Annotated in this window: 15 protein-coding genes; 4 read left to right on the plus strand and 11 right to left on the minus strand. The window is 66.6% G+C overall.

Annotated elements, in window-relative coordinates; genetic code table 11:
• Positions 1–98 precede the first annotated feature (98 nt).
• Positions 99–2135, plus strand: a complete 2037-nt coding sequence (gene lonB / locus ACP97_RS14015; protein ID WP_049998408.1) for an ATP-dependent protease LonB — start codon at positions 99–101, stop codon at positions 2133–2135.
• Positions 2135–2905, plus strand: coding sequence for a CPBP family intramembrane glutamic endopeptidase (locus ACP97_RS14020; protein ID WP_049998409.1), 771 nt, complete (start codon positions 2135–2137; stop codon positions 2903–2905). Before lonB ends, ACP97_RS14020 begins: the two co-directional genes overlap by 1 nt.
• On the opposite strand, the gene ACP97_RS14025 is transcribed toward ACP97_RS14020, so the two are convergent.
• The 8 genes from ACP97_RS14025 to ACP97_RS14060 all read right to left on the minus strand — a co-directional run bounded on the left by ACP97_RS14025 (position 2902) and on the right by ACP97_RS14060 (position 12506).
• Positions 2902–4143: a CaiB/BaiF CoA transferase family protein gene (locus ACP97_RS14025; protein WP_049998410.1), complete on the minus strand. Its 1242-nt coding sequence runs from the start codon at positions 4141–4143 to the stop codon at positions 2902–2904. The genes ACP97_RS14020 and ACP97_RS14025 overlap by 4 nt on opposite strands.
• A complete protein-coding gene (locus ACP97_RS14030; protein ID WP_049998411.1) occupies positions 4140–5780 on the minus strand; it encodes a thiamine pyrophosphate-binding protein in 1641 nt (546 codons plus the stop codon). Before ACP97_RS14030 ends, ACP97_RS14025 begins: the two co-directional genes overlap by 4 nt.
• 36 nt (positions 5781–5816) lie before the next feature.
• Positions 5817–6716 carry an ABC transporter ATP-binding protein gene (locus ACP97_RS14035; RefSeq protein ID WP_079977631.1) on the minus strand — a complete coding sequence of 300 codons (900 nt, stop codon included), beginning with the start codon at positions 6714–6716 and terminating at the stop codon, positions 5817–5819.
• Between the two features lie 132 nt (positions 6717–6848).
• Positions 6849–7961: a FecCD family ABC transporter permease gene (locus tag ACP97_RS14040; RefSeq protein ID WP_049998413.1), complete on the minus strand. Its 1113-nt coding sequence runs from the start codon at positions 7959–7961 to the stop codon at positions 6849–6851.
• Between the two features lie 2 nt (positions 7962–7963).
• Positions 7964–8830: an NAD(P)/FAD-dependent oxidoreductase gene (locus ACP97_RS14045; protein WP_049998414.1), complete on the minus strand. Its 867-nt coding sequence runs from the start codon at positions 8828–8830 to the stop codon at positions 7964–7966.
• A complete protein-coding gene (locus ACP97_RS14050) occupies positions 8827–10074 on the minus strand; it encodes an ABC transporter substrate-binding protein (protein WP_049998415.1) in 1248 nt (415 codons plus the stop codon). Before ACP97_RS14050 ends, ACP97_RS14045 begins: the two co-directional genes overlap by 4 nt.
• The gene (locus ACP97_RS14055) at positions 10071–11228 is read right to left on the minus strand and encodes an ABC transporter substrate-binding protein (protein ID WP_049998416.1); all 1158 of its coding nucleotides are present in this window, start codon (positions 11226–11228) and stop codon (positions 10071–10073) included. Before ACP97_RS14055 ends, ACP97_RS14050 begins: the two co-directional genes overlap by 4 nt.
• A gap of 66 nt (positions 11229–11294) precedes the next feature.
• Positions 11295–12506, minus strand: a complete 1212-nt coding sequence (locus tag ACP97_RS14060) for an ABC transporter substrate-binding protein (RefSeq protein ID WP_049998524.1) — start codon at positions 12504–12506, stop codon at positions 11295–11297.
• A 213-nt stretch (positions 12507–12719) separates the two neighbouring features.
• Between ACP97_RS14060 and dpsA the strand changes: the two genes are divergently transcribed.
• A complete protein-coding gene (gene dpsA, locus ACP97_RS14065) occupies positions 12720–13277 on the plus strand; it encodes a DNA starvation/stationary phase protection protein DpsA (protein WP_049998417.1) in 558 nt (185 codons plus the stop codon).
• A 17-nt stretch (positions 13278–13294) separates the two neighbouring features.
• Here the strand turns inward: dpsA and ACP97_RS20490 are convergent, their stop codons facing one another.
• The 3 genes from ACP97_RS20490 to ACP97_RS14075 form a co-directional block, all read right to left on the minus strand.
• Complete coding sequence (locus ACP97_RS20490; RefSeq protein ID WP_202593614.1) at positions 13295–13456, minus strand: hypothetical protein; 162 nt, start codon at positions 13454–13456, stop codon at positions 13295–13297.
• Between the two features lie 52 nt (positions 13457–13508).
• Positions 13509–14939, minus strand: a complete 1431-nt coding sequence (locus ACP97_RS14070; RefSeq protein WP_049998525.1) for an MATE family efflux transporter — start codon at positions 14937–14939, stop codon at positions 13509–13511.
• Positions 14940–15078: 139 nt separating this feature from the next.
• Complete coding sequence (locus ACP97_RS14075; protein ID WP_049998418.1) at positions 15079–16035, minus strand: succinylglutamate desuccinylase/aspartoacylase family protein; 957 nt, start codon at positions 16033–16035, stop codon at positions 15079–15081.
• Positions 16036–16123: 88 nt separating this feature from the next.
• On the opposite strand from ACP97_RS14075, the gene ACP97_RS14080 reads away from it, so the two are divergent.
• Positions 16124–16399, plus strand: coding sequence for a DUF7536 family protein (locus tag ACP97_RS14080; protein WP_049998526.1), 276 nt, complete (start codon positions 16124–16126; stop codon positions 16397–16399).
• Positions 16400–16472 lie beyond the last annotated feature (73 nt).

Raw genomic sequence — 16472 nt, forward strand, 5'->3', positions numbered from 1 at the left:
GGTCTCGTACGGCCGATTTCGATGCCATGTGGCCGACGTGGGAGGGGAGAAAGTATATCAGTGGACGTGCCCTTCTCTCTACTGTTAGAGACAGTCATATGAGCAACGACACCGACACCGACGACGCGTTCCCAACCGAGTCCGGCGTCGACTCGGACTCGGAACCGGGAGCCGAGACGAACGTGCCGTCTGGGGAGACACTCGGCAGCGACGTCGCCGAAGAGACCATCATCGAAGGGGAGGAAGACGACCTGCTCGGGGGACTCGACATCGAATCGACCGACGACATCGAGATCCCCGACCGACTCGTCGATCAGGTCATCGGGCAGGACCACGCCCGCGACGTGGTGATGAAGGCGGCCAAGCAGCGTCGCCACGTCATGATGATCGGCACACCAGGAACCGGGAAGTCGATGCTGGCCAAGGCGATGAGCCAGTTGCTTCCCAAAGAAGACCTCCAAGACGTGTTGGTCTATCACAACCCCGACGACGGCAACGCGCCGAAGGTCCGCACCGTCCCGGGGGGAAAGGGTAAACAGATCATCGAGGCCCACAAGGAGGAGGCCCAAAAGCGCAACCAGATGCGCCAGTTCCTGATGTGGATCATCATCGCCATCGTGCTCGGCTACTCGCTGCTGATCGCCGGGCAGGTACTACTCGGCATTCTGGCTGCGGGGGTCATCTACATCGCGTTCAAATACAGCTCGCGCAGCACGGACGCGATGATCCCGAACCTCCTCATCGACTCCTCAGACACCCAGACCGCCCCGTTCAAGGACGCGACGGGTGCCCACGCCGGCGCACTGCTCGGCGACGTCCGCCACGACCCGTTCCAGTCGGGTGGGATGGAGACACCGAGCCACGACCGCGTCGAGTCGGGGGCGATCCACGAGGCGAACAAGGGCGTGCTGTTCCTCGACGAGATCAACACCCTCGACGTGCGCTCCCAGCAGAAACTGATGACCGCGATTCAGGAAGGGGAGTTCTCCATCACCGGTCAGTCCGAGCGTTCGTCCGGTGCGATGGTCCAGACCGAACCCGTGCCCACCGACTTCATCATGATCGCGGCCGGGAATCTGGATGCGATGGAGAACATGCACCCGGCACTCCGCTCGCGCATCAAAGGCTACGGCTACGAGGTGTACATGGACGACACCATCGAGGACGAACCGGAGATGCGCCGCAAATACGCCCGCTTCGTCGCCCAGGAAGTCGACAAGGACGGTCGGCTGCCCCACTTCACACGGGACGCCGTCAAGGAGGTCATGCTCGAAGCCCAGCGCCGTGCCGGACGGAAGGGCCACCTCACCCTCAAAATGCGTGACCTCGGGGGACTCGTCCGCGTGGCGGGCGACATCGCCCGCGCCGAGGACGCCGAGTTCACCACCCGCGACCACGTCCTGCAGGCCAAGCGCCGCTCGCGCTCGATCGAACAGCAGCTCGCCGATACGTTCATCGAGCGCCGCAAGGACTACGAGATGACCGTCGCGCAGGGCGACGTCGTCGGCCGCATCAACGGACTCGCCGTGATGGGCGAGGACTCGGGGATCGTTCTCCCTGTGATGGCTGAGGTCACGCCCTCGCAGGGTCCCGGTGGCGTGATCGCCACCGGCCAACTCAAGGAGATGGCCGAGGAGGCCGTCCAGAACGTGTCGGCGATCATCAAGAAGTTCTCCGACGAGAACATCTCCGAGAAGGACATCCACATCCAGTTCGTCCAAACCGGCCAGAGCGGTGTCGACGGCGACTCGGCCTCCATCACGGTGGCCGCCGCCGTCATCAGCGCGCTGGAGGACGTTCCCGTGGACCAGAACCTCGCGATGACCGGCTCGCTGTCGGTCCGGGGTGACGTGCTGCCCGTGGGTGGCGTGACCCACAAGATCGAGGCCGCAGCCAAAGCCGGTCTCGAACGGGTCATCATCCCGGCAGCCAACGAACAGGACGTGATGATCGAAGACGAGTACAAAGACCAGATCAAGGTCATCCCCGTTTCCCACATCAGCGAGGTGCTCGAAGTCGCCCTTGCCGGCGAGGGCGAGAAGGACGGGCTGGTCGACCGCCTGAAATCCATCACCGGGCAGGCACTCGACCGACAGGTCGGCCAGCAGGGCACCGGCAGTCCGAGTCCCCAATAGTGGCCCGATGGGCGGTCTTCGCGGGGTTGACCGCCCTCGTGCTCACACTCTTGCTCGCGCTCGCGCGCCTCTCACAATCGACCGTGAGCGACGGTGCGGTCCCGGGGGACGACACCCGAAGCGAAGCGCCCACCGCCGACCCACCACGCCCGGACCGCACCGCGACCGAACCGTCGGACTCGGCGTCGCTTTCCACGGGGCTATTGCTCGCAAACGTCGCGCTCTCACAGGGGCTGTTCTTACTGATTCTTCTCGGCGGCGCGTGGTACGCTCGGGTCCCGCTCGCGGCGCTCGGCGCGCCGCCGGCGACCAATCGAATAGAGGAACTCGCAATCGGCGTCGCGCTCGGCACCGGCCTGTATCTCGTCAACGAGTTCGGCTCGCGTGCCGTCGAGGCGGTCGGCATCGAGACGCCCACCGCGCTGCGCGAATCGCTCGCGCCCGACTCGACGGCGGGCTGGGTGGTGCTGTTGGCGCTGGTGCTCCCGATCATCGCCGTCTTCGAGGAGTTCCTCTTCCGGGCGGCGCTCGTGGGCGCGTTCTCGGCGGGGTTTTCGTTCTCGCCGTGGCTGCTCGCAGTTCTCTCCTCGATAGCCTTCGCGCTCGGGCACGGTGCGCAGGGTGCGCTCGGCATGGTCGTTACTGGCGGTTTGGGCTTCGTGCTCGCGGGCGCGTTCGTCGTGACGGGGAGCCTGCTCGTCGTGGTGGTCGCCCACTACCTCGTCAACGCGCTCGAATTCGCCGTCAACGAAGGTTCGATGGCCGATTAGCCCTCGAACGGCGCGACGACATCGGCGTCGATCAACTCACGAATCGCGTCCTCGTCGTAGCCCGCCTCGCGGAGTAGGTCGCGGGTGTGTTCGCCAAGGCGGGGCGGATGCTGGCGGATCGTCGTCGGCGTGTTCGAGAAATGCATCGGACTGCCGGGCATCGAGACGGTGCCGGCGGTCGGGTGGTCGATTTCGCGACGCATTCCGCGCGCCGCGACCTGCTCGTCGGCGAAGACGTCGGCCATGTTGTGGACGTCGCTCGCGGGTACGTCGTGCTCGTCGAAGAGGGCGAGCAACTCGTCGGTTCCGTATTCCGCGAGTTCGTCGGCCAGTAACGTGTCGAGCGCCTCGCGGTTGGCCACTCGATCTTCGTTGGTCGCGAAGCGCGCGTCGTCGGTGAGGTCCTCGCGGTCGAGCGCCGTACAGAAGTTCGGCCAGAGGTTCTCGGAGGCGACTGCGATCACGATATATCCGTCGCGCGTCTCGAAGGCCTGATACGGCGCTATCGTCGGGTGTTTGCTGCCCATTCGCGTGGGCGGGTCGCCGGTGGCGAAGTAGTTCGAGGCCATGTACGTCATCCAGGCCACCTGCCCGTCGAACAGGCTAATGTCGATTTTTTGTCCATTCGTCCCACTCAGTTCGCGTTCGAGCAGCGCCGCCAGAATTCCCTGTGTGGCGTACATCCCCGCACCGATGTCGGCGATGGCGACGCCGACCCGAACGGGGGTTCTTCCTTCCTCGCCAGTGATGCTCATCAACCCGCCCTCGGCCTGCATGATGATGTCGTAGGCCGGGCGATGGCTGTCGGGCCCCCACTCGCCGTAGCCCGAGATCGAACAGTAGACCAGTTCCGGGTTCTCTTCGCGGAGGTCGTCGTAGCCGAGGTTCCACTCTTCCATCTTCCCGACCCGAAAGTTCTCGACGAGCACGTCGGCCTCGCGGGCGAGTTCGCGGAACACCTCGCGGCCTTCCTCCGAGGCGAGGTTCAGCGCGATCGAGCGCTTGTTCCGGTTGATGCTCATGTAGTAGGCGCTTTCCTCGGAATCGCCGTAGCTCGGGGGTTTCCAGCCACGGGTCTGATCGCCGGTGCTGGGGCGCTCGATTTTGATGATCTCCGCGCCGAGGTCGCCCAACTGCATCGTACAGAACGGACCGGCGAGCACGCGCGAGGCGTCCAAAACTGTGAGACCGTCGAGCGGCCCGCGCTCACCGTCGGCCGTGCGCGCTTCGCCGGTCATCGGCCCTCCATGAACGCGCTCGCCTGTGGCTCGTCGGGGTCGGTGCGCACCTCGACCAACACCGGTTCGTCGCGCTTGACGGCCTCGGCCACACGCTCTTCGAGCTCCACGACGCCGTCGGCTCGGAGCGCGGTCATGCCCATCCCCTCGGCGATCGTCAGGAAGTCGAGCGCAGCCGACGGCCAGCCGTAGGCCCCTGATTCGAGCCCGTAGCTGCGCTCGGCCTCCTCGCTGATGATGGCGTAGTCGTCGTTGTTGAACACGACCGTCGTGACGGGGAGATCGTCGGCGACGGCGGTGTGGAGTTCGTGAACCGCCATCATCAGGCCGCCATCACCGCAGAGCGCCAGCACCGGTTTCTCGGGATTGGCCAACTGCGCGCCGATGGCGGCGGGCAATCCGGTTCCCATCGTCGCCCACGAGCCCGGATTCACGTATCGGCGCGGGCCGTAGGCGTCGAAGACGTTGAGCGCCCACACCCGGAAGCCGCCCGCGTCGGCGCTCACGACCGTCTCGTCGGGAATCGCGCGGCGAACCGCCCGGAGACAGGCCACGGAGGTCGGCGGCTCGCGCTCGGCATCGAGCAGGCCGGCGATGCGCTCGTCGTAGGCGTCCCTGACCGCCGCGACTTCCGCAGCGCCGTCCCAGCCATCGCCCGCGGCGTCGCCGAGCCGCCCCTCCAACTCGTCGAGCGTCGCGCGCGCGTCGGCGACGATGCCCACGGTGGGCGTGTAGCCGGTGCCGATGTCGTTCGCGTCGAGCGTGACGTGGACGAGTTCGTCGGGCAGCGGTGCCGAGAAGTGGCTCGTGGCGACCGCGTCGAGGTCCGAGCCGACGACGAGCGCGGCGTCCGCAGCAGCTAGCGTGTCTTCGAGTTCCGGACTGGCGCTTCCCGAGAGCGTCCCGAGCCAGAGCGGGTGCTCACCGCCGATGACGCCCTTTCCCTTGTAGGTCGTCACGACCGGCGCGCGCAGGCGCTCGGCGATCGATTCGAGCTCCGCGGCGGCTCCCGAGGCCCTGACGCCGCCGCCGGCGACGATGACCGGTTTGCTCGCCCCGTCGAGCACGTCCGCTGCGCCGGCGACGCCGTCGGGCCGTTCGGTCGAGGGTGTTTCGACGTTGGCCGGCGACGCGACCGCTACGTCCTGTGCGAGGAAATTTTTGGGGATGCCGATTCGCACCGGCCCTTTCGGCGGGGTCGTGGCGATCGTGAGCGCGCGGTCGAGTTCGGCGGCGGTCGCCTCGGGCGTCTCGACCAGGATGTTCTCCTTGACGACGGTGTCGTAGGTATCGGGCGGCGTCTCGTGGATGGCGTCGCCGCCGCGGAGGTCGGGTTCGGTCTCGATGGCGATGTGCAGGAGGGGCGTGCAGTCGTTTTTCGCGTTCTTCAGCCCGTTCATCGCGTTCATGTCGCCCGGACCGGGAACGACGATGGTCGCCGCTGGCCGGCCGCTCGTCTCGGCGTAGCCCCACGCCTCCTGACTGACGGCGGTCTCGTGGCGCGCGACGACGTAGCGGACGTCCTCGGCGCGGTCGATGCCGTCGTTCAGCGGGAGCGACTGCTTGCCGGGGATGCCGAAGACGGTGTCGATACCGTGCTCGCGCAGGCGCTCGACGACGGCGGTGCTGACGTGCATGATAAATCCATCGTGTGTGGGGATAAAAAGCGTCCCTTAGCGAACCGAATCGGATCGATCGCCGTGCACCGCGCGATGAGGCGTAACGTGCGGGCCGTGCTCGCCCGGTTCGACGGTCGCCGCGACGCCGAAGACGTCCCGGAGAAGTCCTTCGGAGACGACTTTCGACGGTGGTCCGCGGGCGTAGATTTCGCCGTCGTCGAGCGCGAGCATGTGTTCTGCGTGCCGGGCGGCCTGGTCGATGTCGTGGAGGACGAGCACGACCGTGACCTCATTCTCGACGTTCAGCGTCTCGACGATCTCCATCACTTCGAGTTGGTGGTGGAGATCGAGGAAGGTCGTGGGTTCGTCGAGCAGCAGTACCTCCGTGTCCTGGGCGAGCGCCATCGCGATCCACGCGAGCTGTTTCTGACCGCCGCTGAGGCTGCCGAGGTCGCGGTCGCGGAGGTGGTCGACGCCGGCCAGCGAGAGCGCGCGCTCGACGGCCGCCTCGTCGGCGTCGGTCGGCGATTCGAACGCGCCCCGGTGGGGATAGCGACCGTGCATAGCGAGGCTTTCGACGGTGAGGCTCGCCGGGAGGTCGCTCTCTTGGGCGAGCAAGCCGAGTTTGCGGGCGAGCTCCTTCGTCCCGAGCGACTGTATCTCCCGCCCGTCGAGTCTGACGACGCCGGATTCGGGAGCGAGCTGGTTGGCGAGGCCCTGGAGCAGCGTGCTCTTTCCCGACCCGTTCGGCCCGACGAGCGCCGTCACGCGGTTTTCGGGGATCGACACCGACTCGCCGTCGATTACCGGTCGATCCTCGGAGTAGCCGAGCACGAGTTCTTCGGCGACGAGAGCACTTGGAGAGTCGTCCCGAACGCCGCCGGGTGGCTCCAACACCGACTCGCTCGTGACGACCGCTCCGCCGTCGGGCGCGACGTCGTCGGTGTCGACCATCAACCGTCACCACCCGTCGGCAGTCCGTCGTCGGAACCCGTGTGGACCATATTCTCCGACGGCAAGGCACGTCGCTCCCTCATGGCTGTTTAGGTGGGCCTAAATCACATAAACGTTTCCGTCGCCGGAGGTTTAGAGTTCGCCGATGGAGCCTCGCTTGCGCATGAGGTAGAGGAAGTAGGGACCGCCGACGAGACCGGTGACGATGCCGACCGGTACCTGGACGGGGCTGAGCGCGAGGCGCGCGCCGACGTCGGCGGCGACGACCAGCGCCGGACCGGCGAACACACAGCCGACGACGAGTCGTCTGTAGTCACTGCCGACGATGGTGCGGACGATGTGGGGGACGATGAGTCCGACGAAGCCGACGATGCCCGCGACGGCGACGCTCGCGGCCGCCGCGAGGATGCCGACGCCGGCCAGTGCGAACCGAACCCGCTCGACGCTCATCCCGAGCGCCTTGGCCGTCTGCTCGCCGAGCAACAACACGTTGAGCTGACGGGCGGCGGCCAGCGCCAGCCCGACCGCAATCACCGTCCACGGGAGGATCACCCTGACCTGTGCCCAGTCGGTACCGGTGAGTGAGCCGGTCGTCCACGCCAGCGCCTCCTGGACGACGCCGAGGTCGTCGGCGAAGAGGAACAGTCCCTGCTGGAGCGAGCGAAACACCATGTCGACGATGACGCCGGCGAGCACCAGCCGTACGGGCGAGGTTCCACCCTGCCACGCGATGAGGTAGACGACGAGGAACGCGACCGCACCGCCGACGGCGGCCAGCAGCGGGACGAACGCGCTGAGTTCCGAGAAGACGACGAGCGTGAGCAGGATGGCGAGACCAGCGCCGGAACTCACGCCCAGAATGAAGGGGCTCGCGAGTTCGTTTCTGGTGATGGCCTGAAAGATGGCCCCCGAGACCGCGAGGTTCATGCCGACGAACGCGCCGACTAGCACCCGCGGCAGGCGAATGTTCCAGACGACGAGGCTTTTCCTCCCCATCTCGGGCACCTCGCCGCCGAGCAGGAACGCCGACAGCGCGTTCGGGTCGAAGATCACCGCGGGGTCGAAGACGGCGGCCCACGCCTGCCCGATGGTCATCGAGTACGACCCGAAGCTCACCTGTACGAGACCGGCGACGACGACGATGGCGACGCTGCCGAGACAGAGCGCGACCAGCGGACCGTCGACCCAGTCGAGCAGCCGCTCCCGGCGGGATGCGGGAGCGGCGGTCGATGCGTCGTCCGCCATCGCTACGTCCCCACCCCTGACGACTTCCGCTCGATCTCGCGGGCGCGTGCGAGGATCCGCTCGTCGTCGATGTGGTCGAGCAGCCGGTCGTGGCCGTCCACGGCGCGCCGCTCGCGCTCGGCCGCCGGGAGGAACTCCGCGAGCCGACGGTCGATCGCCGCCTCGCGGCGGGCCGCTCGCCGCTCGCCGCTCCAGTCGTCGGGAGCGTGTTCGTCGAACCACTCGCGCCACCGCTCGCGCTCGCGCCACTCGCCGGTGAGTTCGCCCTCCCGGCGCAGCCAGTCGTACTGCTCAGCGAGCGCGTCGGGGTAGTCGCGTTCGCGCCGTGCGTCGGCGATGAGGGCGTGCGCAGTGCGAGCGCCGCGGCCGGCCGCGATGATGGCCTGTCTGTCCGACGCCACCGACGGCGAGGCGACGTAGAGACCGTTTATGGAGGTTCTGCCGTCCTCGGTGGCGGACGACCGGTCGAACCGCTCGTTCCCGTCGTCTTCGAACATCGCGTCGTCGAGGGGTGAGAGATACTCGCCACCGTAGCGCGTGGCCGCGACGACCCGCTCGGCCGTGACTCGGCGACCGTCCTGCGTTTCGAGCACGAATCCACCGTCCCCGCGTTCGACCGCTTCGACGAGGGTGGGGACGATCCCGCAACCGGCACGCGCTGCGTGGTCGTGCAGCAGTTCGTAGAACGTCTCGACGTCGATCCCGGCGGGGAATCCGGGGTAGTTTTCGAGGTGGGCACACCGCCGGAGCGAGGAGCGCCCGCGGTCGAAGATCACCGTCTCGAAACCGTATCGCGCGGTGAACACGCCGGCCGAACAGCCGGCCGGCCCGCCACCGACGATGGCCACGTCGACGTCGGTGCCGGTCATCGCCGGAACGACCCGTTGACGACGTCGGCGACGCGCTCCCGGTCGAACAGTTGCTCGTCGGCCGGGAGTTCGGGGTACGGTCCCTTCGTGTACCGCGGCCACTCGCCGAACTGGTCGGGATAGAGCTGTTTCGCGGTCATCTCCAACTGGAAGAGGTTCAGTATCGGTCCCTGATAGCGCGCCCCCTGAGCGTACACGCGGTCGTTCTCGACGGCCGAGAGCCGCTTTCCGACCGGGTCCTCCCGCAACCGCCGGCGAACCCTCCGCATATCGGTTTCCGGATGCATGCCGCCGAGTCCGAAGAGGACGTCCGGGTCGGCCTCCAGCAGCCCCTCGACGTCGACCGTATCCCCCGACGCGACGTCGCCGCCGAACGCCTCTGCCGGGCCGAGCGGTCGGGTGTGCGCCGTCAGGAAACCCGGTGTGGTCACCTTGTAGACGTATATCTCGTCGAGGTCGCGCGGCAGCGCCATCGTCGCCGTCGGTCGTCGGCCGGACGGCGGCAGGCCGTCGGCGATCGTCTCGCGTAGCCGGGTGTGGACGGACGCGAGCGCCTCGTAACGTGCGTTCTCGCCGAACACCTGTGCGACCTTCTCGAACATCTCCCACAGCCCGTAGTACCGGTACTCGTCGGCCCACTCGTCGGGCGGCGTCGCGTGTCTGTCGCTGTAGTAGTTCCCGAACCACGGACCGACGTTCGTCCGGATCTCGTCGAGGTCGTCGGTCGTCCAGCCGTGGAGCGAGGCGACGCCCGCCGGGTCGGCGAGATGCACGTCGTTGTCGAGTTCGTAGAGCTGTTCCTTGCTCGGGTTCCACGAGGAGTAGAGACCGCTCCAGTCGACCGAGACGCCGTCGAGGCGGGGCGTGAACTGGTTCCACAGCGCGTCGTAGTACTCCGGCGAGTGCATCGCCGTCACGTCGGTACCCCGCCCGAGCGCGAACGCCATGCCGGCCAGATGCGTCAGGCGCGTGAAGATGCGCTTCGGGACGCCATCGAACGTGACCTCGCCCATCGGAGCCATCGACACGCTGTACGAACCACCGGCACCACCGGGTGTCGTGCTGTCGGTCGCCGAATCTGTGGCTCGGGTGCCGGAGTCGGTCGAACCGTTCGTCCCGTTCGCGCTCCTGTCGGATCGGCCGGTACAGCCGGCGAGCAACCCACCGAGTACGAGCGCACCACCGGCTCCGAGCGACGCCCTGCGCGAAAGCGACAGTCCCTTCGCCTCCGGTCCCTCGGTCATCGCTGGACCCTCCCGGCGACGACGTCCGCCACTCGCTGGCGGTCGAACAGTTCCCGCGAAACGCCGTAGAGCTGCTTCGCCGCACGTTCGGCGAGCACGAGGTTCGTGATCGGGCCCTGATACAGCGGGCCGCCACGGTAGACGTCGTCGTTCTCGACGGCCGTGAGGCTGCCTGCGACGTCGTGCTCTCTCAGAAATCGAACCACTGTGTTCTGGAACTCTTCTGCGGTCTGGTCCTCGTGGCCGCGCAGGAGCAACACTTCGGGATCGATTTCGAGCAGCGTCTCGTAATCGAGGTGCGCTCTGGAGCCGTGGAAATCCTCGACGTCGGTTTCGGCGAGCGCATCTCGGACACCGAGGTCGCGCCACTGCTTGAAGCTGGTTCCCTCGTCGATGAGATACGGACTGAACTGCTCGGGTTGGTTACCTTCGGCCCAGAGGATGGCGGCCGCCGGACGCTCGCCCTTCGGTGGGGCGACCTCGGAGAGCCGCGACTGGAACCCGTCGTGAAGTTTCGAGAACGCTTCGTAGCGCTGCTCGCGTTCGAACACTTCCGCGAGTTTTCCGAACGCCTCGTACAGCGAGTAGTACCGATAGTCCTCGTGCCACGCGTAGCCCCGCGAAAAGCCGGTGTTACCGAGAAACGGCGCGACGTTTTCGGCGATTTCGTCGATATCCGCCCGTTTCCAGCCTTTGGCCCGGTTGAGCAGGAAGTTCGGGTCCTGGATGTGGACATCGCCGTCGAGTTGGTAATACGTCTCCTTGCTCACGCCGCCACCGTCGCCGAACAGGCGAGTCATCCCCGAGGTATCCACCGAGACGCCGGGGATTCCGTCGTAATACTGGGTGTGGTAGCGTTCGGGCAGCCAAAGCGCCTTCGGCGGTTCGATACCGAGAGCGACCCCCATGTCGGCCCAGCTGCCGTTGTTCGCCACCCACGTCCGCGGGACGCCGTCGAACTCGATCTCTCCTACCGGAGCCATCGAGACGCTGTACGAACGGCCGGTGTCGGATCCACTCGCCGTCGAATCGGTCTCGGCGGTCGCCGTGGCAGTCGTTTCGCTGCTGTTCCCGCCGGATGCGTCCTCGCCACCGGCACAGCCGGCGAGCAGTGTCCCGGTCGCCGTCCCGGCCAGAAAGCGTCGTCGTCGCATATGTTTTAGGCTCGCCGAAACAATGGTAAAGGCTTCCGATTTCGGCCCGCCTAAAGCGGAGGCCGGCTACGCGGTCCCGTCGATGATACGGGCGACCTTCCCGCGGTCGAACAGTTGCTCGCCGGCCGGAATCTTCGGATACGGCTCGCCGCTCGCGTAGTCGGGCCACTCGCCGAACTGGTCGGGATAGAGCTGTTTCGCGGTCATCTCCAACTGGAAGAGGTTCATGATCGGTCCCTGATAGCGCATGCCGCCGGGATAGAGGCGGTCGTCCCGGACGGCGGTGAGCTTTCTCCCGGCCGGCGTGTTCGTGATTCGGTTTCGCACGTCGCTCAGGTCGTGTTGGGAGGAAACGCTCCAGAGGTGGAAGATCACGTCGGGATCGGCTTCGAGCATCGTCTCGTAGCCGACTTCGCCCCAGAGACTCGACCACTCTTTTTCGGCGAAGGCGTCCCGCGCCCCGAGCGGTCGGGTGTCGGCCAGCCAGTAGCCGGGTCGGTTGAGATGGTAGGTGTAGAAGGCGCTGTTGTCCGCGTTGAGCGTGACGCGGACGGCGGTCGGTCGCTCCGCCTTCGACGGGAGGTTCGATCGAATCGTCGAGCGCACGCCGTCGTGAATACTTTTGAGTTTCCGGTAACGCTCCTGCTCTCGAAGCACCCGTGCGACCTTCCCGAACAGGTCCCAGAGCGAGTAGTACCGGTAGTTATCCCGGTAGGGCTTCGGCGGGTCGTCGTGCGTGCCGCTGTAGAAGTTCCCGAACCACGGGCCGACGTTCCCGGCGATCTCGTCGATGTCCGACGCGCCCCAGTTCTGCTGTGTCGAGACGTACGCCGGGTCGAGGAAGTGCACATGACTATCGAGTTCGTAGAGGCGTTCCTTGCTCAGACCGTCGGCAAGCGGATCGGAAAGCGCAGACCAATTCGGCGAGACGCCGTTCAGCCGTGCGGTGTACGCACTCATCACCTCGCCAGCGAGTTCGGGGCTGTAGATCGTGTTCACGGCGTCGCCGTGGCCGAGCGCGACCGCCATGTCCGCGTACTGCGGGAAGCCGACGAACAGGGATCGCGGGACTTCTTCGAACGCGACGGTCCCCATCGGGGCCGCTTCGACCGCGTGCGAATTGGCACGGTTCGTCGCGTTCGCGCGCCCCGAGGCGGTGTCGTTCGTCTCGGAGTCGTTTTCACCGCCCGTGCACCCCGCGAACGACCCACCGGCGAGCAGTCCGCCGATCTCGAGCACCCGACGCCGCGTCGAACCCGCAGCCGTTAACTCCGACATGTGTTTTAGGCTGGCCGAAAAAAGTTTATGGGTTTCGGTCGGAGAGTCGACGAACCTCGCCGAGCTGACCTCGCCGACGACCGTCATCGGACTGGATTTCCGGGGACGACCGTCCCACTCGTTCCGACACGACAAACTGATTTTTCTATTTCTCGAAAATCTGTTTTCACGAAGGCAAGGTTTAAGTGACGTGTGGCCGTACTGATGACTGTAATGAGCTTCCAGCAATCCGAGTCAGACCTCCGTCAGGAGTTCGGCACCGTCGAGGAATCGCCGGCGCTCCGCGTCGAAGCGGAGCGCGCAGAACAGGTCGTCGACGCGCTGAACGCCGACCTCGCCGCGTCGTACGTGCTCTACCACCAGCTCAAAAAGCACCACTGGAACGGCGAGGGCGCGGAGTTCCTCGAACTCCACCGCTACCTCCAAGAGGCCTACGAGGACGTCGAACACCACGCCGACGTCATCGCCGAGCGCGCACAGGCTCTCGGCGGCGTCCCGGTCGCCGGTCCGACGAACCTCGCCGACCATAGTTATGTCGAGTTCGAGGGCGAGGACGTCTACGACGTGCGCACCTCACTGCGCAACGACATGCAGATGTTCGGCGATATCGTCGAACACTTCCGCGACCACATCGAGCTGACCAACGGTCTCGGCGACTACGCCTCCGAGGAGGTGCTTCGAAAGGCCATCACTGACTACGAGGAACACGCCCACCACCTCGAACACTACCTCGAAGACGACACGCTGGTGCTCGACGAAGCGACGCACTGAGACCGAGAACCCGTTTTTTAGCGTTCGAGCGACACGGTCGTATCCGTCGAGATCCAGCCGTCGGCGTTGTCCGCTTCGATGAAGACGCTTCGCTCGGGGGAGGTCGTATGTATCGAGACGCGCCCGTCGGAGGCTGTGGGTTCGTCGTCGGCGCTCGTTTGCGGGGAAGGAACCGCCATACCGAATGTTAGGTGGACCTAATTCTATAAGCGTTTTGGTCGGCCTAATTCGTCAGTCCCCGGCGCGCGCGGGCCGGTAGCCCCGGCTGATGGCCTTCCACTCCCCGCTCGAAAAGCGATAGTAGTTGACGGCGGCGGGGACGGCCATCAGCGTCACGATGGCGAGGACCAACCCACCGAGCCCGAGTTGCGTCGTCGCGCCCGCGTAGGCCAGCGGCAGTGCGACGACGTAGCCGAGCACCTGCCCATAAAATGGCCAGCGCGTGTCGCCGCTCGCTCTGAGCGGGCCGGTCGCCGTCCGCGAGAGGCCCTTGAAGACGATGCCGACACAGGTGGCGTGGATGAGCACCACGGCGACCGGCAGCGCCGGATTCGAGGGGTCGCCGACGAACACACCCGCGATCGGGTCGGCGAAGACCGCGACGAGTATCGCCGAGACGAGATAGACGGCGACGCCGAAGCGGATGACCTCACGGCCGTACGCCTCGGCAGTCCCCTCGTCGCCCGTGCCGAGCTGTTGGCCGACGAGACTGGAGGAGGCGAGACCGAAGCCCCAGCCGGGCGTGTTGAGCAGGTCGCGCACGCGCTGGGCGACGACGAACGCCGCGACGACCGCCGTCCCGAAAACGTCGACGATGGCCAACAGGGGAAATTCGCCGAGTCGCCACACGAGGTTCTTGCCGATCATGGGAGTTCCGATGCGCACCAGCCGGCCGATGGTTTCTCGGTCGAGATAGGTCCCAAACGGGTCGACGGTGACGGGGAACGCGCCGATCAGCGGGACCGAACCGGTCGTGAATCCGGTCAGAAAGGTCGCGGTGACGGCGACGTTTGCGAGTACGGTCCCGACCGCCGCGCCAGCGACGCCGTAGTCCAGAGCGAAGATCAGGACGGCGTTGACCGCGATGTTCAGCACGGCCCCGCCCGCCCGGACGACCATCGGCGTCCACGCGTCGTCGGTGCCGACGAGCGTGCGGCTTCCGACGAGATTCAATCCGGCGAAGGGAATCCCGAAACCGACGATTTCGAGGTAGCTTGCGCCGAGAGCAATCACCTGTGGATCGTCGCTGAGCACGCCGACGAGCGCGCTCGGAGCGGTGTAAAAGAGCGCGGCGACCGGCAGCGTGAGCACGAGCACGCAGACGACGCTCGACCGAACCGCCTGCCCTATCGACCTCTGCGCCCCGTAGGCCTGCGAGACGAGCGCGATGGTGGCACTCGCGAGCCCGCCGCCGAGCGCGAACGCCATCCCCCAGTAGGGGGCGGCGAAGCCGACGCCGGCGATGGCTCCCGTGCCGATGGCGACGCCGACCATCGCGGTGTCGGCGGCCTCCTTTGACATCCTCGCCAGTCCGGTCACGATGCGCGGCCACGCGAGGTTCGTCGTCCGGCGGGCGCGCTCGCGCTCGATGAGGCCCGCACGCACCAGCGCCAGCCCCACCCAGTACACCACGAGTCGGATCGGATTCGGGAACCGCTGCACTCTCTCGATCTCGTCGCGGCGGGATGAAATGGGTTCCGTCCTCGGCCGCCGAGACGTGTTCGCCATCCGACTTCACCGCGTGTTCAACCGCTCGAACACGATGGTCCGGCGAGCACCGAAGCGACCGTCCGCCGTGGTCTCAGACGGTATCGACGTCCGTGCCGACCGAACAGACGTACTCGCCGGTCGCCACCTGGGGAAGCCGGCGGGTGCGCCAGAACACGCCGTCGACGTCGGCGGTCGTCTCGGCTTTCACGCCTCCGAAGACGTCCGTCACGCGAAAGAGGCGGTCGCCACGTTCGACGCGGTCGCCGAGTTCGACGGTGAAATCGACGAGCCCGCCGGCGGGCGCGCCGTACTGCTCGAAGCCGGTCGCGCGGGTCTGTTTTCGCCGCTCCGTCTCGCCGTCGAGAAAGCCGTAGGCGGCGAGGACGTTCTCGACGCCCTCGACGCCCGTGCGGACGCTCTCGGGATCGAGTCCGACTGCGCCACCGAGTTCGGGGTCGATGGTGGGGACGCCCTCGTCGGGGGCGGCGCGGGCGAGTTGCCCATCGGGGCCCTTCTGGTCGAGAACGTGGCCGCAGTCGAAGGTCCGTGCGAGGTCGAGACACTCGCCGTGGAGGTGGTGGCGCGGGCCACAGCGGACCCGGGTCTCGTGGATCATCCGGCTGGTCGACCCCTGATGGAGGTCGAGCGCGAGGTCCGCCCGCTGGACGACCTCGAAGGTCGCGGCGGCGATGCGCTCGGAGGAGGTGCCGTGCTCGTCGCCGGGATAGGCTCGATTGAGTTTGGTGTCGTCGATGGGGTTGCGGTGCTCGGCCACCTGAAAGGCATGGATGTTGACGATACCCACCAGCAAAATCGTGCCCGCGAGGTCGGCGGGGTCGAGTCGGGGGACGAGTTCCCGGACGACGCCGACGCCGTTGAGTTCGTCGCCGTCGCTCGCGGCCTGCACGTAGAGTGTCTTGCCCGTCTCCGCGCCGTTGACGACACAGACGGGCAGCCCCGCTCGAGCGCCGTCGCGCGTCTCGCCGACCGGCAGTCGCCCGGTGTCGATTTCGCCGGGAGCGGCGCTCGCAGTTCCGAGGCTCGTCATTGTCGGATACGGCTTCCGGACGCTCTTTAGGCGTTCGATGTTCGGGCCGAACCGACGCGGATTTGGCGGTGCCGGGAGTAGTCCGCCCGTGTCGAGCAACGCCCCCGAGCGGCCACCGACCGCCCGGTTCGTGGCGGCGCTGTCGGTCGCCCGCAACGCGAAAATCGGCCTCGCCAGCGGCGTCGCGGTCGCGCTCCTCGCCTATCTCTATCGTGTCCTCGAACTGCTCGGCCCGTCGGCGGACACGCGCGGGTCGCCGCTACTCTTTCTCTTGCTGGCGCTGACGCTCGCGCTCGCCGTCGCCGCGCTCGTCGCACTCGGGTTGACGCTCGTGTCGGCCTATCGGCTCGCGCGCGAACCGTGAAATGGAGGATACAAACCTACACGGTCTCGCAACCTCCAGATCGATTTATCTGACGTCATTGGAGCAACATTTA

The organism is Halococcus sediminicola (assembly GCF_000755245.1).
Classification (GTDB): domain Archaea; phylum Halobacteriota; class Halobacteria; order Halobacteriales; family Halococcaceae; genus Halococcus; species Halococcus sediminicola.